At 63.3% G+C, this 22,302-nt stretch carries 21 protein-coding genes and 1 pseudogene; 15 read left to right on the top strand and 7 right to left on the bottom strand.

Translation table 11 applies throughout. The features are described 5' to 3' along the window. Positions 1-177: 177 nt before the first annotated feature. From NL528_RS13905 to NL528_RS13890, 4 genes and pseudogenes are all read left to right on the top strand, one after another. A complete protein-coding gene (locus NL528_RS13905) occupies positions 178-654 on the top strand; it encodes a type VI secretion system tube protein Hcp (RefSeq protein WP_309183217.1) in 477 nt (158 codons plus the stop codon). Between the two features lie 45 nt (positions 655-699). After that, the gene (locus tag NL528_RS13900) at positions 700-2,037 is read left to right on the top strand and encodes a tetratricopeptide repeat protein (RefSeq protein ID WP_309183216.1); all 1,338 of its coding nucleotides are present in this window, start codon (positions 700-702) and stop codon (positions 2,035-2,037) included. Positions 2,038-2,128: 91 nt separating this feature from the next. After that, positions 2,129-2,680 (top strand): annotated as a pseudogene (locus NL528_RS13895) (IS1595 family transposase); the annotation flags it as partial. A gap of 207 nt (positions 2,681-2,887) precedes the next feature. Then, positions 2,888-3,352 carry a hypothetical protein gene (locus tag NL528_RS13890; RefSeq protein ID WP_309183215.1) on the top strand — a complete coding sequence of 155 codons (465 nt, stop codon included), beginning with the start codon at positions 2,888-2,890 and terminating at the stop codon, positions 3,350-3,352. A gap of 36 nt (positions 3,353-3,388) precedes the next feature. Here the strand turns inward: NL528_RS13890 and NL528_RS13885 are convergent, their stop codons facing one another. Continuing rightward, entirely contained in the window at positions 3,389-3,544 is a 156-nt protein-coding gene (locus NL528_RS13885; protein ID WP_309183214.1) for a hypothetical protein, read from the bottom strand. A gap of 85 nt (positions 3,545-3,629) precedes the next feature. Here NL528_RS13885 and NL528_RS13880 point away from each other — a divergent pair, with 85 nt between their 5' ends. Both NL528_RS13880 and NL528_RS13875 read left to right on the top strand, forming a co-directional pair. Continuing rightward, entirely contained in the window at positions 3,630-4,049 is a 420-nt protein-coding gene (locus NL528_RS13880) for a hypothetical protein (protein ID WP_309183213.1), read from the top strand. A 303-nt stretch (positions 4,050-4,352) separates the two neighbouring features. Then, positions 4,353-4,592, top strand: coding sequence for a hypothetical protein (locus NL528_RS13875; RefSeq protein WP_309183212.1), 240 nt, complete (start codon positions 4,353-4,355; stop codon positions 4,590-4,592). A gap of 307 nt (positions 4,593-4,899) precedes the next feature. Here NL528_RS13875 and lpxD read toward each other — a convergent pair whose 3' ends face one another. Beyond that, positions 4,900-5,958, bottom strand: coding sequence for a UDP-3-O-(3-hydroxymyristoyl)glucosamine N-acyltransferase (gene lpxD / locus NL528_RS13870; RefSeq protein ID WP_309184892.1), 1,059 nt, complete (start codon positions 5,956-5,958; stop codon positions 4,900-4,902). Positions 5,959-6,271: 313 nt separating this feature from the next. Next, positions 6,272-7,219, bottom strand: coding sequence for a ring-cleaving dioxygenase (locus tag NL528_RS13865; protein ID WP_309183211.1), 948 nt, complete (start codon positions 7,217-7,219; stop codon positions 6,272-6,274). A 129-nt stretch (positions 7,220-7,348) separates the two neighbouring features. Here NL528_RS13865 and NL528_RS13860 point away from each other — a divergent pair, with 129 nt between their 5' ends. From NL528_RS13860 to NL528_RS13820, 9 genes are all read left to right on the top strand, one after another. Further along, complete coding sequence (locus NL528_RS13860; RefSeq protein ID WP_309183210.1) at positions 7,349-8,110, top strand: enoyl-CoA hydratase-related protein; 762 nt, start codon at positions 7,349-7,351, stop codon at positions 8,108-8,110. A gap of 46 nt (positions 8,111-8,156) precedes the next feature. Beyond that, a complete protein-coding gene (locus NL528_RS13855; RefSeq protein WP_309183209.1) occupies positions 8,157-9,830 on the top strand; it encodes a bifunctional metallophosphatase/5'-nucleotidase in 1,674 nt (557 codons plus the stop codon). Between the two features lie 99 nt (positions 9,831-9,929). Continuing rightward, positions 9,930-10,856: a histone deacetylase family protein gene (locus NL528_RS13850; RefSeq protein WP_309183208.1), complete on the top strand. Its 927-nt coding sequence runs from the start codon at positions 9,930-9,932 to the stop codon at positions 10,854-10,856. A 177-nt stretch (positions 10,857-11,033) separates the two neighbouring features. Next, positions 11,034-11,285 carry an exodeoxyribonuclease VII small subunit gene (locus tag NL528_RS13845; protein ID WP_074279853.1) on the top strand — a complete coding sequence of 84 codons (252 nt, stop codon included), beginning with the start codon at positions 11,034-11,036 and terminating at the stop codon, positions 11,283-11,285. Between the two features lie 129 nt (positions 11,286-11,414). Then, on the top strand, positions 11,415-12,713 hold the full coding sequence (locus tag NL528_RS13840) for a hypothetical protein (RefSeq protein ID WP_309183207.1): 1,299 nt from the start codon (positions 11,415-11,417) through the stop codon (positions 12,711-12,713). 348 nt (positions 12,714-13,061) lie between these two features. After that, positions 13,062-14,987 (top strand): 1-deoxy-D-xylulose-5-phosphate synthase, encoded by a 1,926-nt coding sequence (gene dxs, locus NL528_RS13835; RefSeq protein ID WP_309183206.1) that lies wholly within the window; start codon positions 13,062-13,064, stop codon positions 14,985-14,987. 132 nt (positions 14,988-15,119) lie between these two features. Beyond that, entirely contained in the window at positions 15,120-15,689 is a 570-nt protein-coding gene (locus tag NL528_RS13830) for a nucleoside 2-deoxyribosyltransferase (protein ID WP_309183205.1), read from the top strand. Then, positions 15,686-16,441, top strand: a complete 756-nt coding sequence (locus NL528_RS13825) for a TlyA family RNA methyltransferase (RefSeq protein ID WP_309183204.1) — start codon at positions 15,686-15,688, stop codon at positions 16,439-16,441. Before NL528_RS13830 ends, NL528_RS13825 begins: the two co-directional genes overlap by 4 nt. Further along, the gene (locus tag NL528_RS13820) at positions 16,434-17,678 is read left to right on the top strand and encodes a methyltransferase (protein WP_309183203.1); all 1,245 of its coding nucleotides are present in this window, start codon (positions 16,434-16,436) and stop codon (positions 17,676-17,678) included. The genes NL528_RS13825 and NL528_RS13820 overlap by 8 nt, the downstream gene beginning before the upstream one ends. 189 nt (positions 17,679-17,867) lie before the next feature. On the opposite strand, the gene nadC is transcribed toward NL528_RS13820, so the two are convergent. The 4 genes from nadC to NL528_RS13800 all read right to left on the bottom strand — a co-directional run bounded on the left by nadC (position 17,868) and on the right by NL528_RS13800 (position 22,254). Continuing rightward, entirely contained in the window at positions 17,868-18,719 is an 852-nt protein-coding gene (gene nadC / locus NL528_RS13815) for a carboxylating nicotinate-nucleotide diphosphorylase (protein WP_309183202.1), read from the bottom strand. A gap of 14 nt (positions 18,720-18,733) precedes the next feature. After that, on the bottom strand, positions 18,734-20,266 hold the full coding sequence (locus NL528_RS13810; RefSeq protein WP_309183201.1) for an L-aspartate oxidase: 1,533 nt from the start codon (positions 20,264-20,266) through the stop codon (positions 18,734-18,736). Then, positions 20,263-21,234, bottom strand: a complete 972-nt coding sequence (gene nadA / locus NL528_RS13805; RefSeq protein WP_375144010.1) for a quinolinate synthase NadA — start codon at positions 21,232-21,234, stop codon at positions 20,263-20,265. The genes NL528_RS13810 and nadA overlap by 4 nt, the downstream gene beginning before the upstream one ends. 66 nt (positions 21,235-21,300) lie before the next feature. Continuing rightward, on the bottom strand, positions 21,301-22,254 hold the full coding sequence (locus NL528_RS13800; protein ID WP_309183199.1) for a hypothetical protein: 954 nt from the start codon (positions 22,252-22,254) through the stop codon (positions 21,301-21,303). Positions 22,255-22,302 lie beyond the last annotated feature (48 nt).

Here is a 22,302-nt window from a genome sequence, read left to right as displayed (position 1 = left end):
TCCGTCGGCGCTACCGGAGGTTGCAGTCTGTTCCAGAACCGGCTGCCTCCGACGGCATCGCACAACCCTTGGTTTCTCCGCTGGAACATTGACACCTGGCTGATTGCAGCCTAGCTTTTTGCCGCCTTCGTGGTCTGTCGGCCGTCAATTGGACGGCATATTGGTCAGGTGATCCAGATGGCATCAGACATTTTTGCAAAGATCGGGGACATCAAGGGGGAATCCCTCGACGACAAGCACAAGGACGAAATCGAGGTGCTGTCGTTCTCCTGGGGTGTGGCAACGACGGCGACCGTTGGTGGTGGCGGTGGCGGCGCCGGCAGGGCGACCTTCCACGATCTTTCCTTCACCCACACCATCGACAAGGCGTCTCCGCAGCTGATGCAGGCGTGCGCGACGGGTACGCACCTGAAGGAAGCCACCATCACGCAGCGCAAGGCGGGAAAAAGCCAGCAGGAATTCCTCATCATCAAGATGAACGACATCATCATCACCGGTGTCTCGCTCGCCGACAGCAGCGGCGGGTCAGGGTCGGAGAACGTGACGCTCGCCTTTTCCAAGATCGACCTGGAGTACAAGCCGCAAAATCCCGACGGGTCGCTCGACGCAGGGGTCCATTTCAAGTTCGACATCAAGGCCAGCAAAGCCGGCTAGGACCGCATTCGACCGGAGACGGGCCGAGGACTGCCCGGACAGCTCATGGAGCCGTCAGAATTATCGACGCATGAGTTGACGCTCGAAGAGGCGGTTTCGGTCGCGATCGTCTTGCAGAAAAGCGAGCAGCTCGCTGCCGCCGGCGAGGTCTACCGGCGCGTGCTCGACACCGCCCCCGATCATCCCCGCGCGCTGCACTATGCCGGCGTGCTCGCCCACCAGCAGGGGCGAAACGAGGAAGCCGTCGCGCTCATCGAACGAAGCGTCGCACTGGTGCCGGATCAGGCGGACTGGCACAGCAATCTCGGCATCGTCTTTCAATCGGACCAAAGGCTGGACCCCGCCATCGACGCGTACCGGCGTGCGATCGAAATCGATCCCGGACACGCCAATGCCCACAACAATCTCGGCGTGCTGCTGCGCGCAGTCGGACGGCCGGTCGAAGCGGAGGCCGCCTATCGCGCAGCGATCCGGGCGGCCCCCGAGCACATCGACGCCTACGCCAACCTCGGCATTCTGCTCAACGGACTGAAGCGAACCGAAGAGGCCGCAGCGTGCTACTGCAAGGCGATCACGCTCCGGCCGAAGCATCCCGAAGCGCGCAAGCTGCTGGCGCTGGCGCACTGCACGCTGGGTGAGGTCGACAAGGCGACCGAGATCCTCGAGCAATGGCTCGAAGAGGAGCCGGACAATCCGGTTGCGCGGCACATGCTGGCGGCCTGCACCGGCCGGGACGTGCCTGAACGTGCGTCAAATGGCTTCATCGAGACAACCTTCGACGGTTTTGCAGCGAGCTTCGAAGCCAAGCTCGCGCGGCTGTCGTATCGCGCGCCGGCGCTGGTCGCTGCCATGGTGGAAGATTGCGGCCTTGAACCTTTGCATCGCCTCGACGTGCTGGATGCCGGGTGCGGAACCGGCCTTTGCGGCGCGCTGATCGCGCCTTTTGCACGCCGGCTGGTCGGCGTGGACCTGTCCGAAGGCATGCTGGCGCACGCAAAGGACAAGAACGTCTACCACGCCCTGATGAAAGCCGAATTGGGCGAATATTTGCGCGACAACAGCGAAGCCTTCGACCTGATCGTGTCGGCCGACACGCTGGTGTATTTCGGCGACCTGAAGGACATCGTCGCGGCCTTCGCGGAAACACTGCGCCCGAATGGGCGTTTGGTGTTTACGCTCGAGCACGCGACCGGAGACCGCGCCGATGCCGGTTACCGTCTGGAGTTGCACGGCCGTTACAGCCATACCCAGGCCTATGTGGAGCAATTGCTGACGTTCTCGGGCCTGCAGTCGAAGATCGTCCCGGCCGAATTGCGCATGGAGGCAGGCGCGCCGGTGGCGGGGCTGGTGATTTGTGCGACGAAGCCGGTTTCAGCTCCGTGACGGCTCCCTGCACGTTCGCGTTCATTTCGAAGGAGACGATTCGAAGATTTCCTGGTTTCGCGGAATTTATTATCGGGCGGCGCTTTGCGCCGAGGCTGACGAAACCTATTTTGGAAAGCCGGACGTCAGCTACGTTTCGCCGGCTCGCAAAGGACGGCCATACCTCAAGGGAAGCACGAAGCGCAACAGTCGCGCAATCGTGTCTTTGGTCGAGCGCGGCGGCAACGTGCGATCGTTCCATGTTGCGGTGGCGGACAAGGCAACGGTTGCCAAGATCGTCACCGATAACGTCTCACACGAGGCGCGGCTGCACACGGACGAAAGCAAGCTTTATCACGGTGCGGATCAGCATTTCGCTTCGCATGAGACCGTGAAGCACAGCGCCAAGGAATATGCGCGCGGCGACGTGAACACGAATAGCGTTGAGGGCTTTTTCTCAATCTTCAAGCGCGGCATGAAGGGCGTCTATCAGCATTGCGACGAAAAGCATTTACACCGCTATCTTGCGGAGTTCGATTTCCGTTACAACCACCGCACCCTGCTTGGCTATAGCGACGGGGAACGCGCGGCCCTTGCCATCAAAGGCGCAGAAGGCAAGCGGCTGACGTATCGTCAACCTCGTTTCAAAGTCATTCCATTTTAAGGCGCGGCGCTTTCTGCGCTGGCGCAAAAAGCGCCTTAAGACTCGGCGCAAGCGGCGAATCACCCTAAAGTAGTTACCCCGGGACGTTGGAAGCGTCCCGGGGCATAAACTTAACCGCCGATGCAGGGCGGTGCGCTAATCGCGCTTTATCTATCGTCGCGTTCGCGATTCACGTCAAGCCTTGCGCGGCCATCAGGGGTCAGTCCGATGGTGGCAGAAGTATTCGCTGGAATAGGCGCTCTTAAGACCGCGTTCGATATCGCGAAGGGACTTAAGGACATCGACGATACCGCCCGCCGCAACGCGGCGGTTATAGAACTTCAGGAAAAGATCCTGTCCGCACAACAATCGCAATCTGCGCTGGTTGAGCGCGTACACAACCTTGAAAAAGAAGTGGCTGGCTTTGAACAGTGGGAAGCTGAGAAGAAGCGGTATGCGCTGACCGACTTTGGAGGGAATTCTTTTGCTTATGCCTTGAAGCCGGAGGCATCCAACGAAGAACCTTCGCATCGCATATGTCCCAATTGTTATGAGAAGCGACAGAAGTCTATTTTGCAGTTCAAGTTTCGTTCGGCTGCAACTGGACGCGACAAATGGCAATGCAGCGGGTGTGACAAAGAATTTGAATTTGGCCATCCGCAACCCTTCCAGCCAAGACGCGTAGTGGTGTGATAAGGCTTGGACTTCCTTTGGCGCAACGCACTACGCTTATTTGGCGGTTTTCTTTTTCGTCACCCGCTTCTTGATGGGCACCTTGATAGACTTTAGCGGCTTTGCCGGCGTGTTGAATGCGCCCTGTAGCGCAGCCTTGAAGCGGCGCTCCGTTTCAGCGCGGCTGTATTGATCGGTTGGTTTTGTCGCCATGTCTCAGCCTTTGTCGGTCATACAGGATAACCACCTTCGGGCGATTGGCGCTGTCGTCGTTAATTGGCAGGCCATCGAGATGGTAATGGAACTGACGATACTCGGACTTTATGAGATAAGCCCTGATCGCGGGCTCGTAATCACCAGCAACCTTAGCTTCCAAAACAAGCTGACGATACTGCGAATCCTGGCATTGCGGGGAGCCGTCGCAGACAAAGCCGAAGCGGACAATCTCGCCAAACTACTGGAACGAATCGAAAAGGCTAGTATCCAGCGCAACGGGATAGTTCACGGCCTTTGGGGATCTAGTCCAGTTCAAGGGTTGGCAGAGCGAAAAGCAATCCGTGTGCGCGGCCGACGCTTGTCCGCGGTCTCTGAAAAGGTTCCGCTGTCGGAAGTTGAGGGTATCGCGCGCAATCTTTTAGATTTGCGTTTTGATCTGTCGGCCTTGGCAGTGCGTATCGGCGTGCGCCCTGAACTTACGGCGCGCGCGCCGGTCGGATAGCTGTCGAGAAGCGCCCAAATATCTTCAGCCACAGTGATTTGCTTGCGTGCGCTCATACGCAATCGAAAGCTCCAAATGATACGCCGTCAAGCGAATCGAAAAAGCGCCGCCACATACTAGCACTGGGCCTTGGGGTTGCAGGTATATAATTAGGAATATCTTCTTAGATACGGCAGAGCGAAATGGTACGGGCTTTTCGGTTTGATTTGCATCAAATCGGGAGGCCGTTGCCGCCAATAAATTGACAGGCAAAAGACGGCGGCGGCGTTGGCGCGACTGCGGCTTCACGGAGGAAGCGGAGACATGACCGAGATCACCCAGTTCATGGTCGTGCCGTGCGACTACGTCGATGGCGAGATCGTGGCCGGCGATCCCATCAGCTGCGCGAGCCCCGCCGAGGCGATCCAGCGCGCGCAAGGGCTCTGGAAAACCTTTGGCCATGCGGGTGCGGTCGCGTTCAGCCGCACCAGCGATTTCGAGATCGGCATGTTCAACGTCAGGAAAGTGCTTCGGCGATTTGGACACGTGCCCAGCGAATATTGATGTCCGGCTACCGCGCACCTCGCTACTGGGCGTTCAGAATCGTAGGATGGGTAGAGCCAACGGGTCGCGCGAATGCGCGCCCGATGATAAACTCCGCGAAACCCATCGCCTTCACTGCATCTGATGGGTTTCGCTGCGCTCTACCCATCCTACAGGCTACTGGATACAGACGGAGCCCGGAATGCCCCGGAGTCCGGGAACTCCGCCAACCGTAGCTGCGTCTCCTACCCCTGAGACCGTTCGGTATGTGCAAAACCTATATCGGTTTCGGACGGCCAGCTTTGACCTGGAGCAAATGACCGCAAATCTACTCAGGCGCCGTCAGTTTGACGATGGGTGAGGCCAGCTGCTCGAGCGTAACCACCTCGCGCAGAAATTGTCGGAGCGGCTTGGCGTTGGGAAAGCCGCCCCAGAGCGCCCCTGCCGGAACGTCACGCATCACCGAGGATCTCGCCGCAAGCCGGGCGCCGCTTCCGACAGTGATGTGCTGGCGAATACCGACGCGGGCGCCGAGCACGACGAAGTCTCCCAGGGTGACGCTGCCACTCAACCCGGATTGACCGGCGATGATGCAATGACGACCGATAACAACGTTGTGGGCGATCTGGACGAGGTTATCGATCTTGGTCCCCTCGCCAATAACCGTATTGCGAATCCCGCCGCGATCGACCGTCGTCCCCGCCCCGATCTCGACATCATGTTCAATCGCGACAATGCCGACCTGCGGCACCTTCAGATGTCCGGTGGCGCCCATGATGAAGCCGAACCCGTCCTGGCCGATGTGGCAACCCGGATGAATAATGACCCGATCGCCAATGATCGCATTCGTGATCGAACTGCCTGGACCGATCGAACAGTTCTGTCCGATCCGGACGTCCGGCCCAATGACGGCGTTGGCCCCGATCAACGTTCCAGCGCCGATGCTGGCCCGAGGTCCGATGACAGCACCGGGATCAGCGGTCACACCGCGCGCGAGTCGGGCGGAGGCATGGACGGATGCGTTCGAGGCGATTCCGTCGGTCTCGAACAGCGACGCCGGCCGCAATGTATGAGGATGGAGTTCGCGCGCCACCAGCACGAAGCCTTTATAGGGCTCCGATGTCAGCAATACGACCAGTCCGCTCGGCACAAGAGACTGGAAATGCTGGTTTATCAACACGGCGCCGGCCCGCGTCGAGGTCAGCGCCCCGGCAAATTTCGCGTTATCCACAAAGGTCAGGTCGCCCGCCTCTGCAAGGTCGATCGGCGCGACATTCGTCATTCGCTGTGCGTGGTTTGTGACACCCTGAAGCTCGGCGCCGGTCAAGGCCGCAATCTCGCCTACCGTTAGCCCGGGTGAGTGACGTACGAATTGCGGCTCGGTCAAATCATTCATCCCGGTAACGCGATCCGCAGCATCGCCCAGCCGACGAGAGCATGAGTTGCGTCCCGGAGCAACGTCGCAGATCGATCAAGGCGGAAGTCCGTCGGGGCGCATGAGGCAATGACGGAGTCCCGCGTGACCGGCGATCGTAGCAATTGTGGCACGATCATTTCCGGATGTTTCCGCTTGAAGCACGCGGGGTGAGTTAGGGCGAAGCCGTAACCCGCCAAAATACATTGCGACAGGTTTCGCGGAGTTCATCACCGGCGCGCATTCGCGCGACCCGCTGGCTCTGCCCATCCAGCGAGTGTTGCATTCACCCCAGCGGCTTCAGCCCTGCCTCGATCGCCGCGCGGCGCGGTTCGAGGAATGGCGGCAGCGCCAGTTTTTCGCCGAGCGTGTCCATCGGCTCGTCGGTGGCGAAGCCCGGGCCGTCGGTCGCGATCTCGAACAGGATGCCGTTGGGCTCGCGGAAATAAAGGCTGCGGAAATAGAAACGGTCGATCTCGCCGCTATTGGGCACGCGAAGCTCGGTCAGCCGCTGCGTCCAGGCGTGATACTGCGCCTCGTCCGGCGTGCGGAACGCGACGTGATGCACGCCGCCGGCGCCCTGCCGCGCCACCGGCAAATCCTTAGCCCCGATCAGATGCAGTTCGGCGGCCGGACCGCCCTCGCCCATCGCAAACACATGGACCTGCGCGTTCGCATCAGGCGCGGCATAATCGCGCAGGCGGCGCATGTTCATGACCCCGGTCAGCACGTCAGCGGTCCGCGCCAGGTCGTGCACGTTGAGCACGATCGGACCGAGCCCGCGAATCTGGTGCTCGGCCGGCACCGCGCTGCGCTCCCACGGCGCGGCCGGTCCGACCCCGCCATCATCGACCAGCACCAGCCGCTGGCCCTCGCCATCCTCGAACGGCAAGGTCAGCCGGCCGTCGACTTCGACGATATCGCCGCTGTGCCCGCCCGCCTGTTTCAGCCTATCCCGCCAGTAACCAAGGCTGTTTTCGCCCGCGACGCGCAGGCCGGTGCGCGAAACGCTGTTGCTTCCGCGCCGCTCGGGGGCGGCCGGAAAATCGAAAAAGGTCAGGTCGGTCCCGGGGTTGGCTTTGCCGTCGGCGTAGAACAGATGGTAGGCGCTGACGTCGTCCTGATTGACGGTCTTCTTCACCAGCCGCATCCCGAGCAGGCCGGTATAGAACGCCAAATTCTCGCGCGGCTTTGCGGAAATCGCCGTCACATGGTGAATTCCGGCCAGCTGCATTGCATAATCCTTTAAGGTTGTTTCCCCGAAAAACCGGGCGCGGGCAGTTGGGCCTTTGCAGGGATCATGTAGGATAGCAGCTGATGACTCGCCAGCGGCGCCGTCGCCGCATGTTTCAGGGACAGCTGCATGACCGCGCATGTCATAGTCACCGACGAAGCCGCCGCGCGCGTGATCCGGCTGCGCCGGCCCGAAAAGAAGAACGCGATCACGCAGGAAATGTATCGCGAGATGAGCGATGCGATCGACAAGGCGCAGAACAATCCGAATATCCGCTGCATCATCATCACCGGCGGCTCCGGCGTGTTCACCGCGGGCAACGACATCGAGGATCTCCTGCACGAGGGCACCTCCAGGACCGACCCGCCGCGCGCCTCCAACCTGGTCAAGTTTCTTTATTCGCTGGCGCACAACGTCAAGCCGATCGTCGCGGCCGTGGACGGCGTCGCGATGGGCATCGGCACCACCATGCTGTTCCACTGCGATTACGTGCTCGCCAGCAAGACCGCGACGTTTTCGACGCCCTTCAGTAATTTCGGCCTGGTGCCGGAGGGGGCATCGAGCCTGCTGATGCCGCGCAGCATGGGTCAGCAGCGGGCGTTTGCGATGCTGGTGATGGGGCGCACCATGACGGCCGACGAAGCGCGCGTCGCCGGCTTCGTCAACGTCGTGGTGGCGCCCGGCCATGCGGAGGTCGAGGCGCGCAAGGTGGCGCGCGAGATCTGCGCACTGCCGGCGGAAGCGGTGGCGATTTCGCGGCGGCTGTTGAAATTGCCGCCCGAGGACGTTACCCGCCGGATCGATCAGGAGAACCATCTGTTCACCGAGCGGATGCGTTCCACCGAGGCGATCTCCGCCTTCCAGGCGTTCGTCGCACGCACGAAGGAGTGAACGGCTGCGTCGCAAAAATGTTGTGCCGCCGCTCCATGGTCACGTCATGAGATGCTTCCGCCTTGCGCTCCTCGTCGCCGCAATCCCGTCGCTCGCCGCCGTCGCCACCGCCCCCTGCGACGCCCAGACCGCCGCGCCGGTCGAATTGCGGATTCTCGCGATCAACGATTTTCACGGCAACCTTCGCCCGCCGCCGGGCGGAATCAGAATCGCCGATCCCAACGACCGGACCAAGAAGATCATGGTGCCCGCGGGCGGCGCCGAACGTATGGCGACGCTGGTCAATCAGCTCCGCGAGGGTCACAGCAATACGATCTTCGTCTCGGCCGGTGACCTGATCGGCGCGAGCCCGTTCCTGTCGGCGATGTTCCACGATGAGCCGACCATTGAATCGCTGTCGATGATGGGGCTGGCGCTTTCCTCCGTCGGTAATCACGAATTCGACGAGGGCAAGGACGAGTTGCTGCGGATGCAGAACGGCGGCTGCCATCCGGTCGACAAGTGCCAGGGGCCGCACCCCTTCCCCGGCGCCAAATTCCACTATCTCGCCGCCAGCACGATCGACACCGGCACCGGCAAAACGGTGTTTCCGCCTTACGAAATCAGGACGTTCGAGGGCATCCCGGTCGCCTTCATCGGCCTGACCTTGAAGGGCACGCCGAACATCATCTCGCCGGTGAGCGCGGCCGGGCTCGAATTCCGCGACGAGGCGGACACGGTGAACGCGCTGGTCCCGGAATTGAAGGCGCGCGGTGTCGAAGCCATCGTGGTGCTGATCCATGAAGGCGGCACGCCGACCGGCGACTACAACGAGTGCCCGGGCATTTCCGGCCCGATCGTCGACATCGTCAGGAAATTCGATCGCGCCGTCGATGTCGTGGTCTCCGGCCATACCCATCAGGCCTACGTCTGCGAGATCGACGGACGGCTGGTCACCTCGGGCGACAAATACGGCACGCTGGTCACCGCGATCGATCTCAAGCTCGATCCGGTTACGCGCGACGTCGTCAGCGCCAAAGCCGACAACACCATCGTTCGCACCGCGACCCTTGCCAAGGACGCCGAACAGACCGCGTTGCTCGAAGCTTACGACAAGGTCGCAGCACCGCTCGCCAACCGTCCGGCAGGTTCGGTGACCGACACGCTGTCGCGCGTCCCCAACAACGCCGGCGAGAGCCCGCTCGGCGACATCGTCGCCGATGCGCAGCTGGCCGCGACCAGCGCGGGGGCCAACGGCGGCGCCGTGATGGCCTTCACCAATCCGGGCGGCGTGCGCACCGACATCGCCCGGAAAGAAGACGGCCGGGTCACCTACGCCGATATCTTCGCGAGCCAGCCGTTCCGCAACCAGCTGGTCACGCTGACGCTGACCGGAAAACAGATCAAGGACATGCTCGAGCAGCAATGGCTTGACCCGAAACGGCCGCGGATTCTGCAGATCTCGAAAGGATTCGCCTACGCCTGGGACAGCGCCAGGCCGGATGGCGATCGCATCCTCGCCGATCGGATGTCGCTGAATGGGACACCGATCGATCCCGCGGCAAGCTATCGCGTGACGGTCAATAATTTCCTCTCCGTCGGCGGCGACGGCTTTACCGTGTTCAGGGACGGAAAGGCGCCACAGTTCGGCGTCTACGATGTCGATGCGCTGGATATCTATTTCCGCATCCATAGTCCGGTCGCGCCCGCCGCGGCCGATCGGATCGTCCGGATCAACTGACCCCGGCGCGCGCGGCCCGCCCGGGGCTCTTTCCGAGCGGCTGATGACCGCCTAGATTAGCCGCTCCTCGCACGGGCGTTTCGTACGCCGGGATCACGCATGACGCTTCTTCTGACCCATCCCGCCTCTCTCGACCATCTCACGCCGCCGGGACATCCGGAGCGGCCCGACCGGCTGCGCGCGGTTGGCGAGGTGCTGGCGGAAGACCGCTTCAGTCCGCTGGTGCGCGGCGAAGCGCCGGAAGGCAACCTCGATCAGGTCATGCTCTGTCACGACGGACACTATGTCGAGGAACTCCGGCATATCGCGCCTTCGAGCGGCCTGATCTATCTCGACGGCGACACCTCGATGTCGCCGGGCACCTGGGAAGCGGTGATGCGCGGCGTCGGCGGCGCGGTCGCCGCGACCGACGCCGTGATGTCGGGGACCCATCACAATGCGTTCGTCGCCGTCCGCCCTCCCGGCCATCACGCCGAGATCAACAAGCCGATGGGCTTCTGCTTTTTCGACAACGTCGCCATCGCCGCGCGTCACGCCCAGCGCAAATATGGCATCGGCCGCGCCGCGATCGTCGATTTCGATGTCCATCACGGCAATGGCACCCAGGATATCTTCTGGGCCGATCCGACCGTGATGTATTGCTCGACGCACCAGATGCCGCTGTTTCCCGGCACCGGTGCCTCCGGCGAGCGCGGCGAGCACGACACCATCGTCAATGCGCCGCTGGCCTCCGAGGACGGCGGCCCAAAATTCCGCGCCGCGTTCGAAAACCTGATTCTGCCGCAGTTGCAGAAATTCGGCCCCGAACTGATCATCATCTCCGCCGGCTTCGATGCGCATTATCGCGATCCGCTGGCCTCGCTCAATCTGAGGGCGGAGGATTTCGGCTGGGTCACCCGCAAGCTGATGGATCTCGCAGCGACCAGCGCCGGCGGCCGGGTTGTGTCGGTGCTGGAGGGCGGCTACGACCTGCAGGGGCTGAAAGAGTCGGTTGCCGCGCACGTCACCGCATTGATGGGCGCGTGAAACCCCGCCACAATACGCCCGTAAAAATTCGCTTGATTCTATGCCGGGAAGAGCATGATCCGGACCTGGAAGGCCTCGTTAGCGCAAAGTGGGAACCGGTTTTCCCTCGCGACAAACGCGAAAGCGTTTGCGCGGAGATCATGCTCCAACTGAAGAGATCGCATCCGGGAACGAAATATGGCCGAAAACACCCAAGTGGACGTCAAGAAGCTGAGCTTCGAGCGCGCGATCGAGGAGCTTGAAACGATCGTCAAGCGGCTCGAGGACGGCAAGGTGCCGCTGGAGGAATCGGTCGCGATCTATGAGCGCGGCGAGGCCCTGAAGCGGCGCTGCGAGGAACTGCTGCGGCAGGCCGAGGCGCGCGTCGACAAGATCACCACCGACGCCTCGGGCCAGGTGACCGGAACCGAGCCGCTCGACGTTCAATAGCGCAGGCCGCGCTGCAACAGTCGAGAACATTCGGCGAATCCAGCGTCCGCCATCCCCGACGAGGGCCGAAATAGCTCTTGGCGCGTTCGATGGGCTGCTATAGTCCCGCCACCACCCCGGGGGGACTACGTGCGCGTTCAGCACCGACACATCATCTATATTCAGGGATACGATCCGCGCGGCCTCGCGCAATACTACCGCATGTTCCGGACCGAACTGCGGAAATTCGGCCGGCTCTATCAGCTTTCGGCCACCATCAGCCGGCCCAAGGTCGCAGCCGATGACGAGATCGCGTCCTGGACGATCGAGACCAAGGCGGACGACTGGCAGACCCACACCGCTTACGACTTCCTGCAGTTCGAGGACTTCATCCAGCGCGACCTCGCCTCCCCGATCTGGCGCACGGTGTTCCACTCCGTGTGGATCTACTGGCGGCTGGTCTTCAACGGCACCATCGCGCGGTTCACCAGGGCGAACTGGCGGTTTGCGACCTTTATCACCTACCCGCATTTCGTGCTGCTGTTAGAGGCCATATGCGCCGCAGGCATCGCCTTTGTGTTCCAGAAAGGCCTCGACGCGCTCGGCATCCCCGGGCTTATCAGCATTGCGGCCGCGGCCGCGATATTCGTGGCCCTGCTCGGCACCGTCCTGAAATACACCGAAAACAGCACCTATGTGCTCTATCTCCTGTCCGACTGGATCTGGACCTGGGAATTCTCGCACCGTCAGCGCCCCGAATGGGACCAGCGCATCGACCGCTTCGCGCAGCATCTGGTCGACGTCGCGCGCGCCAGCGAGGCGGAAGAAATCGTCATCGTCGGCCACAGCTCCGGATCGTTCCTGGGAACTGAAATGCTGGCGCGCGCGCTCAAGCTCGATCGCGCCTTGGGGCGTCATGGCCCGCGCCTCGTGCTGCTGACGATCGGCGGAAATTTCCCGATCGTCGGGTTCCATGCTGCCGCACAGGGTTTCCGCGATCATCTCAGGCTGCTGGCGGTCGAACCGTCGATCGACTGGATCGACTGCCAGGCGCGCAAGGACGTGATGAACTTCTACCAGTTCGATCCGATCAAAAGTCACGGCATCGATGTCGGGAGCGCCGGACGCAACCCTACCATCGTGCCGGTCCGTTTCCGCGACATCGTCAAGCCCGACCATTACGAGAGCTTCCGCTGGCAGTTCTTCCGCGTGCATTTCCAGTTCGTCATGGCCAACGAACGGCCGAACGCCTACGATTTCTTCATGATCGTCTGCGGACCGATCCCCCTGAGCGAACGCATGGCTGCCCCCGACGCAGCGCTGGCGATCGCAACCGGCGACCAGGCTGCCCGCGAATGCGGCTGGAAAATGATCGAAACGGCCACAACCGTGGCTTCGGATGCCGCCGAATTGGGCGAGCTGGAACCTTCGGCGCGCCGCAGCGGTTAAAAAATCGAGATTATTCAAACCTTCCTCGGGGAACCCGCCGGTTTCGCGGGTTGGCTTTGGCTGCCGCTTTGGTGTAAAGCTTGCAGTTCTATGGGCTGTTGAGAGCAGCCTGCCGCTGATTTCCGACGGCAGTAAGCACTTCAAAAGCCTAAGAAAACTGGCCGGGAAGGGTAAAGCGACCCACGTGATGCATATCACATGGTTCGATCCGGAGTGCATCCAGGCGTTCAAATCAGGCACCGGCCTGCCGAGATGGCACCCGGTGTCTGGATTTTTCACTGCGCGGTTAATGCGCAACCCATCTCGCGTTGGGCCGTTCGTCCCGACATGTAAAATTGGAATATCGCTGTGACCACATTCAGTAAAACGCCGCTTCTCGACACCATCCGCACGCCCGACGACCTTCGCCGGCTCAAAATCGAGCAGGTGCAGCAGGTGGCCGACGAGCTGCGTCAGGAGACCATCGACGCGGTTTCCGTGACCGGCGGCCATTTCGGCGCCGGCCTCGGCGTGGTCGAGCTGACCACCGCGATCCATTATATCTTCGACACCCCGCGCGACCGCCTGATCTGGGACGTCGGCCATCAGGCCTATCCGCACAAGATCCTGACCGGCCGCCGCGACCGCATCCGCACGCTGCGCACCGGCGGCGGATTGAGCGGTTTCACGAAGCGCACCGAGAGCGACTACGATCCGTTCGGCGCCGCGCACTCCTCGACCTCGATTTCGGCCGGCCTCGGCATGGCGGTGGCGCGCGACCTCTCCGGCGGCAAGAACAACGTCATCGCCGTGATCGGCGACGGCGCGATGTCCGCGGGCATGGCCTACGAGGCCATGAACAACGCCGGCGCCATGAACTCGCGGCTGATCGTCATCCTCAACGACAACGACATGTCGATTGCGCCGCCGGTCGGCGCCATGAGCGCGTACCTGTCGCGGCTCTATTCGGGCAAGACCTACCGCACGCTGCGCGAGGCGGCCAAGCAGATCAACAAGCGCCTGCCGAAGATCATCGCCAACCGCGCCAACCGCGTCGAAGAATATTCCCGCGGCTTCATGATGGACGGCGGCACGCTGTTTGAGGAACTCGGCTTTTATTATGTCGGCCCGATCGACGGCCATAACCTCGACCATTTGCTCCCCGTGCTGAAGAACGTTCGCGACATGGAGACCGGCCCGATCCTGGTCCACGTCGTGACGCAAAAAGGCAAGGGTTACGGTCCGGCGGAAGCGGCAGCCGACAAATACCACGCCGTGGTCAAGTTCGACGTCGCCACCGGCGCGCAAGCCAAGGCCAAGCCGAACGCGCCGGCCTACCAGAACGTGTTCGGCCAGAGCCTGGTCAAGGAAGCCGAGAAGGACGAAAAGATCGTCGCCATCACCGCGGCAATGCCGTCCGGTACCGGCGTCGACATCTTCAACAAGGCGTTCCCGAACCGCACCTTCGACGTCGGCATCGCCGAGCAGCACGCGGTGACCTTCGCCGCCGGCCTTGCCACCGAAGGCTACAAGCCGTTCTGCGCGATCTACTCGACCTTCCTGCAGCGCGGCTACGACCAGGTGGTCCATGACGTCGCGATCCAGAGCCTGCCGGTTCGTTTCGCGATCGACCGCGCCGGCCTGGTCGGCGCCGACGGCGCCACCCATGCAGGTTCCTTCGACAACGCCTATCTCGGCTGCCTGCCGAACTTCGTCATCATGGCCGCCTCCGACGAGGCCGAACTGGTGCACATGGTCGCAACGCAAGTCGCTATCAACGATCGCCCGAGCGCGGTGCGCTATCCGCGCGGCGAAGGCCGCGGCGTCGAAATGCCCGAGTTCGGTGTGCCCCTGGAGATCGGCAAGGGCCGCATCGTCAAGCAGGGCAACAAGATTGCGCTGCTGTCGTTCGGCACCCGTCTGGCCGAATGCGAAAAGGCCGCCGACGAGCTCGCCGCTCACGGCCTTTCCACCACCATTGCCGACGCGCGCTTCATGAAGCCGCTGGATGTCGAGCTGGTGCTGAAACTGGCGCGCGAGCATGAAGTTCTGCTCACCATCGAAGAGGGTTCGATCGGCGGGTTCGGTTCGCATGTCATGCAGACGCTGGCGGAGCACGGCATGCTCGACGGCGGCTTGAGGATGCGTGCCATGATCCTGCCCGACGAGTTCATCGACCACGATTCGCCGAATGCGATGTATGCCCATGCCGGCCTCGACGCCAAGGGCATCGTCGCCAAGGTGTTCGACGCGCTCGGCAAGGATTACAAGGCCGAGACGGTCAAGCTCGCCTGACACCGGCGGCGCTTCGGTTGCGATTGAATCGGAACCGAAGCTCAAACTTTTTTGATGCGTATTCTTGACGCGAACCGGATTCCACCCCCGGATCAGTCCGAGGGCATGCTTCGCTCGAAAACGCGATGGGCCATGAAAATCTATCTGGCAGGCCCCGATGTGTTCCTGCCGGACGCGCTTGAGATTGGACGGCGCAAAGCCGAGATCTGCGCGCGTCACGGGCTGATCGGACTTTATCCGCTCGATAACGCGGTCGACGTGTCGACCCCTGAGGCCTCGCTCACGATCTTCAAAGCCAATGAGGCAATGATGGAGGCGGCCGACGCCATCATCGCCAATTTGACGCCGTTTCGCGGCCCCAGTGCCGACGCAGGCACCGTCTACGAACTCGGCTACATGGCGGGCCGCGGCAAGCTGTGTCTCGCCTACAGCAACGACCCCTCGTCATACAAGCAGCGCGTTGCGCGCCGATATGACGTAAAAACATCGCCCGATGGCCGCCTGATCGACCCGGAGGGACTGACGGTGGAAGATTTTGGCCTGCCCGACAATCTCATGATGATGCACGCGCTCGATCTGCACGGTTGTCCGCTGGTCGCGCCAAAGATCGCGTCTGCGGATCTCTGGCATGATCTCACCTCGTTCGACGCCTGCGTTCGCCTCGCCGCGGATCGCGCAACAAGCAAATCGGACCGAAATTGACCAACAAGCGCGAAATCGAGCCAACTCCCCGCAAGCGCGCCGACGTCGTGCTGGTCGAGCGCGGCCTGTTCGAAAGCCGGGCCCGGGCGCGGGCGGCGATCGAGGCCGGCGGCGTGGTCGCCGACGGCAAGCCGGTGCTGAAAGCCTCGGAAACCATCGCCGCCGATGCGGAATTGTCGGCGCAGCCCGCGCATCCCTATGTCTCGCGCGGCGGCGTCAAGCTTGCGGGCGCGCTGGAGCAATATCCCATCGACATCGAGAACCATGTCTGCCTCGACGTCGGCGCATCGACCGGCGGCTTCACCGAAGTATTGCTGGCGAACGGCGCCAGCCTCGTCTTCGCCGTCGATGTCGGTCACGGCCAGCTGCATCCTTCGCTGCGCAATCATCCCCACATCGTCTCCATGGAAGCGACCGATATCCGCAGTTTCGAGGGCAAGCGCCTGCCCGCCCGGCCCGACATCGTCGTCATCGACGTCAGCTTCATTTCACTGAAAGCCGTGCTGCCCGTGGCATTGTCGCTGGCGGCCGCACCGATGAGTCTTCTGGCGCTGATCAAGCCGCAATTCGAGGCGTCGCGAAAGCATTCCAAGCACGGCATCATCCGCAATGCGATGGTGCATCAGGAAATTTGCGACGACATCACGGCGTTCGCGGCTTCGCTCGGATGCACCGACATCCAGGTGTTTCCGTCCTCGATTACCGGCGGCGACGGCAATATCGAATTCTTCCTCGGCGCGCGCCGTGGCTGAGCACCTCGTCATCGATCATGTCGGTCATTTCGGCGACGGCGTCGTGCGCGCCGGCGGCGAGAATTTGTATGTGCCGTACACGCTTGGCGGCGAGACCGTCGAGGTGGCGCCGGTACCGGGCCATCCCGACCGCCGCCGTCTGCTGCAAGTCGAGCACGCAAGCCCGGAACGGATCACGCCGTTCTGTCCGCACTTTGCCATCTGCGGCGGCTGCGCGATCCAGCATTGGGAAAGCGGGCACTACCGTGCCTGGAAGCGCAATCTGGTGGTCGAGATGCTGGCGCAGGCGAAGCTCGATTGCGAAGTTCATCCGCTGATCGACGCCCACGGCCTCGGCCGGCGGCGCGTCACCTTGCACGCGCGGATGGGGACGCACGAGGTGCTCAAGGTGGGCTTTTCGGCGGCAGGTTCCCACGACATCATTCCGGTCGACCGCTGCCCGATCCTTAGCCCCGGCCTCGACGGCGCGCTCGATGCGGCATGGGCGCTGGCCGAACCGCTGATATCGACCGGGAAGCCGCTCGACATCCAGATCACGGCGACCGACACCGGCCTCGATGTCGACGTGCGCGGCTCCGGTCCGGTACCCACCAAAACCATCGCGACGTTATCGCGCGTGGCGGAACAGCATCGCCTGGCGCGGCTGACGCGCCATGGCGAACTGGTGCTGATGCGGACGCCACCGGCGATCACGGCAGGCACCGCGCAGGTGATCCTGCCGCCGGGCTCGTTCCTGCAGCCCACCGTCGCCGGTGAGGAGGCATTGGCCGCGCTGGTGGCGGATCATTGCGTGCGCGCCAAATATATCGCCGACCTGTTTTGCGGGGTCGGACCGTTCGCGCTTCGCCTGGCCCGGAAGTCGCGGATCGCGGCCTTCGACAGCGACGCCGGCGCGGTGGCCGCGCTGCAGAAGGCGGCGGCATCGACTTCGGGATTGAAGCCGCTCAAGGCGGAAGCGCGCGATCTGTTCCGGCGGCCGCTGATGCCGCAGGAACTGCGCGACTACGACACCGTCGTGTTCGATCCGCCGCGGCAGGGCGCGCAGGCGCAAGCAACCCAACTCGCCGCCAGCAAGGTCGCGACATTGGTCGCGGTGTCCTGCAACGTCGCGACCTTCATACGCGACGCAAAAATCCTGATCGACGGCGGCTATACAATCGAAGGCGTCACTCCGGTCGACCAGTTTCGCCACACCCCGCATGTCGAGCTGGTGGCAAGGTTCGCGCGCAAGCGCTGAACGCGAGCGAAGCCAGAGCGTGATGGCGTTCCGTTTACCTCGCCCCGCTTGCGGGGAGAGGTCGAAATTCGCGATAGCGAATTTCGGGTGAGGGGGACCATCCGCGAGTCCGAATGCGCGGATAGAGCCCCTCACCCCAACCCTCTCCCCGCAAGCGCGGGGCGAGGGAGAAGAGAGACCTTCCCCGTATCAATTCCTGAAATCCAACCCGATGTCGAGAACGCTGACACTATGGGTCAGCCAGCCGATCGAGATCAGGTCGACGCCGGTGGCGGCGATCGACGGCGCGGTGGCGGGCGTGATGCGGCCGGAAGCTTCCGTCACCGCGCGGCCGCCGACCATCGCGACCGCCTTGGTCAGGGTTTCCGGGTTCATGTTGTCGAGCAGCACGGCATCGACGCCGTGATCGAGCGCCTCGCGGAGCTGGTCCAGCGTATCGACCTCGAGTTCGATCTTGATGAGATGGCCGACGCCTTGTTTGGCGCGCTTCAACGCCTCGGTGACGCTGCCGGCGATCGCGACATGGTTGTCCTTGATCAAGACCGCATCGTCGAGACCGAACCGGTGATTGCTGCCGCCGCCGACCCGCACCGCGTATTTCTCGATCGCGCGCAAACCCGGCGTGGTCTTGCGCGTGCAGACGATGTCGGTCCTGGTGTCACGGACCGCCGCCACAACGCTTGCGGTTGCGGTCGCGATGCCGCTGAGGCGGCACAGCAGATTCAGCGCGACCCGCTCCGCCGTCAAAATGCCGCGCGCCGGGCCGGAGATGGTGGCGATCACATCGCCCGGGGCGAGCGCTGCGCCATCGCCACGTTCGACACGCATCTCGATCGCCGGATCGATCAGCTGAAAGGCCAGCCGCGCCAGATCGAGGCCTGCGACCACACCGGGCTGCCGGGCCACCAGGACCGTCGTCGCGCGGTGCGCCGCCGGTACGATCGCATCGGTGGTGAGATCGCCGGCCCGGCCGAGATCTTCAAGCAGCGCCATGCGAACCAAAGGCTCGATCATGACCGTCGGGAGCGGCGAAGGCGTCATGATGTTTCCTTAAATCAGATGACCGGGTCGGGAACGAAGTCCCTCGCCGCCTCGAGGGCATCATCGAGGCGCAGCGTCGATCGCCGCGCGGTGTCGGCGTGTTCGGGAAAATCGGTGCGGGCATGCGCGCCGCGGCTTTCCCGGCGGCGCAGGGCTGACATCACGATCATCAGGCCGACGATCGCGGGATCGCTTGCCGCCTGGTGCGAGACCGCGAGCGGATAGAGCGCCCGAGCCGCCGCGCGAAGGCCGTCGGCATCGCGCAAGACGCCGGCGGCCCGCGACAGGATCGGACGAACCGAAGCTGCATCGCTGCGGATGGCGCTGCCATCGGGCAGCCGCGGCTGGCGCCGCCTGGCCGACGCCGATGCGGCGATATCCTGCGCGACCCAGCTGCCGCACACCGCCGCTTCAAGCAGCGAATTGCTGGCGAGCCGGTTGGCGCCGTGCAGGCCGGTGCAGGCAACCTCGCCGCAGGCCCAGAGCCCGTCGACCGACGTCCGCCCGCGCGGGTCCACGGCAATGCCGCCCATGTGATAATGCGCGGCGGGGCGGATCGGGATCGGCTGCGTGACCGGATCGATCCCGGCTTCGCGGCAAAGTGCGGTGATGGTCGGAAAACGTCGCGCGACGTCCAACCCTGCGACGTTCCGCGCGTCGAGAAACACCCGGTGTCCGGCCGCCAGATGCCGCCACACCGCGCGCGCCACGACGTCGCGCGGCGCCAGCTCCGCGCCGGGCTCGTTCGCCATGAAGCGGTCGCCGCGCTCGTCGACCAGGATCGCGCCCTCGCCCCGCACCGCCTCGCTGATCAGTTTGAGCGGAAAGGATTGACTGTCGAGCGCGGTCGGGTGGAATTGAATGAATTCGAGATCGGCCATGGCGGCGCCGGCGCGGGCGGCCAGCGCGATGCCCTGGCCAAAGGACGCGGCGGGATTGGTGGTGTGCAGGAACAGCCCGCCGATGCCGCCTGTCGCGATCACGACGCGATCGGTGGCGAACACGACCGGTCCCTGCGCGGTCTCGCAGAGAACCCCGCGCACGGCGTTGTCGTCGACGATCAGGCGCCGCGCGGCCGTCGCCTCGCACACGGTGAACGACGGCGTCTCGTCAACCTTGCAGGCCAGCGCGCGGATGATGTCCCGCCCGGTCCCGTCGCCGCCGGCATGGACGATGCGGCGCCGCGAATGCGCGGCCTCGAGACCAAGAAGGATGTTGCCGCCGGCGTCGCGGTCGAATTCGACGCCGAACCGCACCAGTTGCTCGATCGCCGCCGGCGCCGACGCGAGAATGGCGGATGCGACCGCCTCGTCGCAAAGCCCGTCGCCGGCGGCCAGCGTGTCCTTGAGATGCAGCGACACGTCGTCGTCAGCGCCGAGGCTGGCGGCGACGCCGCCTTGCGCGAGTGTGCTGGAGGCCTCAAAACCGAGCGGCGCCATGGTTACGAGCAGCACCGGTTGCGGCGCCAGCGCCAGCGCGGCCGTCAATCCGGCGAGGCCGCCGCCGATGATCACGGCCGCGCCGTCGGTATCGTGAATGGCTGTCATTTTACCTCCAGCATCCGCTCGACCGCGAGGCGAGCGCGCACGGCGATGCCGTCGTCAATCGTGACCCGGTGCTGCATCGTCTCCAGCGCATGGCGGATATTGCCAAGCGTGATCCGCTTCATGTGCGGGCAGAGATTGCAGGGCCGGATGAATTCGAGATCGGGGTACTGGATCGCGATGTTGTCGCTCATCGAGCATTCCGTCAGCAGCACCACGCGCGGCGGGCGCTGTTTGGCGACATAGGAGGATATCGCCGCCGTGGAGCCGGCAAAATCGGCCTCGGCCAGCACCTCCGGCGGACATTCGGGATGCGCGAGCACGACGATGCCCGGATGATTTTCGCGCAATTGCCGCACTTCCTCGGCGCTGAAGCGCTCGTGCACCTCGCAATGCCCGGTCCAGGTGATCACCTTGACCTTGGTCTCGGCGGCAATGTTCCTGGCGAGATATTCGTCGGGCAGCATGATGACGCGCTCGACGCCGAGCGACTCGATCACGGCCCGAGCATTGCCCGACGTGCAGCAGATGTCGGATTCGGCTTTCACCGCGGCCGACGTGTTCACGTAAGTCACGATCGGGACGCCGGGATAGCTTTGCCGCAACAGCCGGACGTCTTCGGGCGTGATCGAATCCGCCAGCGAACAGCCGGCGCCGCGATCCGGGATCAGCACCGTCTTGGACGGATTGAGCAGTTTGGCGGTCTCGGCCATGAAGTGAACGCCGGCGAGCACGATGACATCGGCTTCGACAAGCATCGCCTCGCGCGCCAAAGCGAGACTGTCGCCGACGATATCGGCCACGCAGTGGTAGATCTCGGGCGTCTGGTAGTTATGCGCGAGTATAACCGCGTTGCGGTCCCGCTTCAGCGCGAGGATCGCATCGATATCGCCTACGAAGGCCGGCCATTCGATCGCGGGGATCGCATGGCTTACTTTTGCGTAGAGCTGATCTGAGCTGAATAGTTCCATTGCCGGCACCATAGGTTATACTCCAATCGAGTACATGCCTTATGATGATATTGAGTATAAGCCTTGTCAAGTGGCAATCGGCAATTTGCTCCCGGTGATGGCGCGTTCGGCGAATACCGCGCGGCGGAACCGGAACAATTTTGCCGGACGGCCACCGGTGTCGAGGCTCATTTCGCCAGTCTCCTCAACCAGTTCCTGCCCTTCGATCAGGCGGCGGAAATTCTGCTTGTAGAGCAGCCGTCCGGCCAGCGCCTCGATGCAGCGCTGCAATTGCAGCAGTGTGAACGTCTCCGGCATCAATTCGAACACCACCGGATGGTATTTGATCTTGGCCCGCAGCCTTGCAATGCCGGTGGCCAGAATCCGGCGGTGATCGAGGATCATGGCATGGCCGGGAGCAGCGACGGTCTCCTTGTCAGGCACCGGCGCGGAAGCACGGCCGCGCAACGCCTCCGGAATCAAACCCGCCTCGTAGAGAAGTTCGTAGCGCTGCAGAACGAGATCCTCGTTCCAGGCATGGTCGTCGAACCCGAACAGCATCGCCGCGCGTTGCCGGCGCACCAGCCGCGCGGCCTTGTCCGGCGTCGCCGACACAAAGGCCATCAAGCCTCGCCGCAGCGTTTTCTCGATCAGCGGCGGAGGCCCGAGACGATGATCCTCCCAGGGGAAGTAGTCATACCAACTGCGCCAGCTTGCCTCATGTTCGCCGGCGGCCGGCTGCTCACGCGTGAGGCCGAGATAGCTGACGGAAATGACGTGCCTGGCGGTGACGCCGGCGCGATCGCGGTCGGCGAAGGTGTACAACTGCTCGACATAGCCCAATGGCAGCCGGGTTTGCCGCTCGACCCAGGCGCGCAACCCCGACTGCAGCGAGCGATGCGCCAGTTCGAACGGGCCGGAAGGCAGCGCGGACTGATCCTGGATCGTCAGCACACGCGGTTCGCCCGAGGTCACGGCCACCAGTACCGCGACCAGTTCGGCCGCAATGCCATGTTCGGATGGAGCCTTCGCGCGAATCATTTCCGCCCTGGATTTGGTACGGTCACGATGATCCACGGTCCCGCCATC

Source organism: Bradyrhizobium sp. Ash2021 (assembly GCF_031202265.1).
Lineage (GTDB): Bacteria > Pseudomonadota > Alphaproteobacteria > Rhizobiales > Xanthobacteraceae > Bradyrhizobium.
Note: the sequence above shows the minus strand (reverse complement) of the source record. Positions and strands in the feature narration are given on the sequence as shown.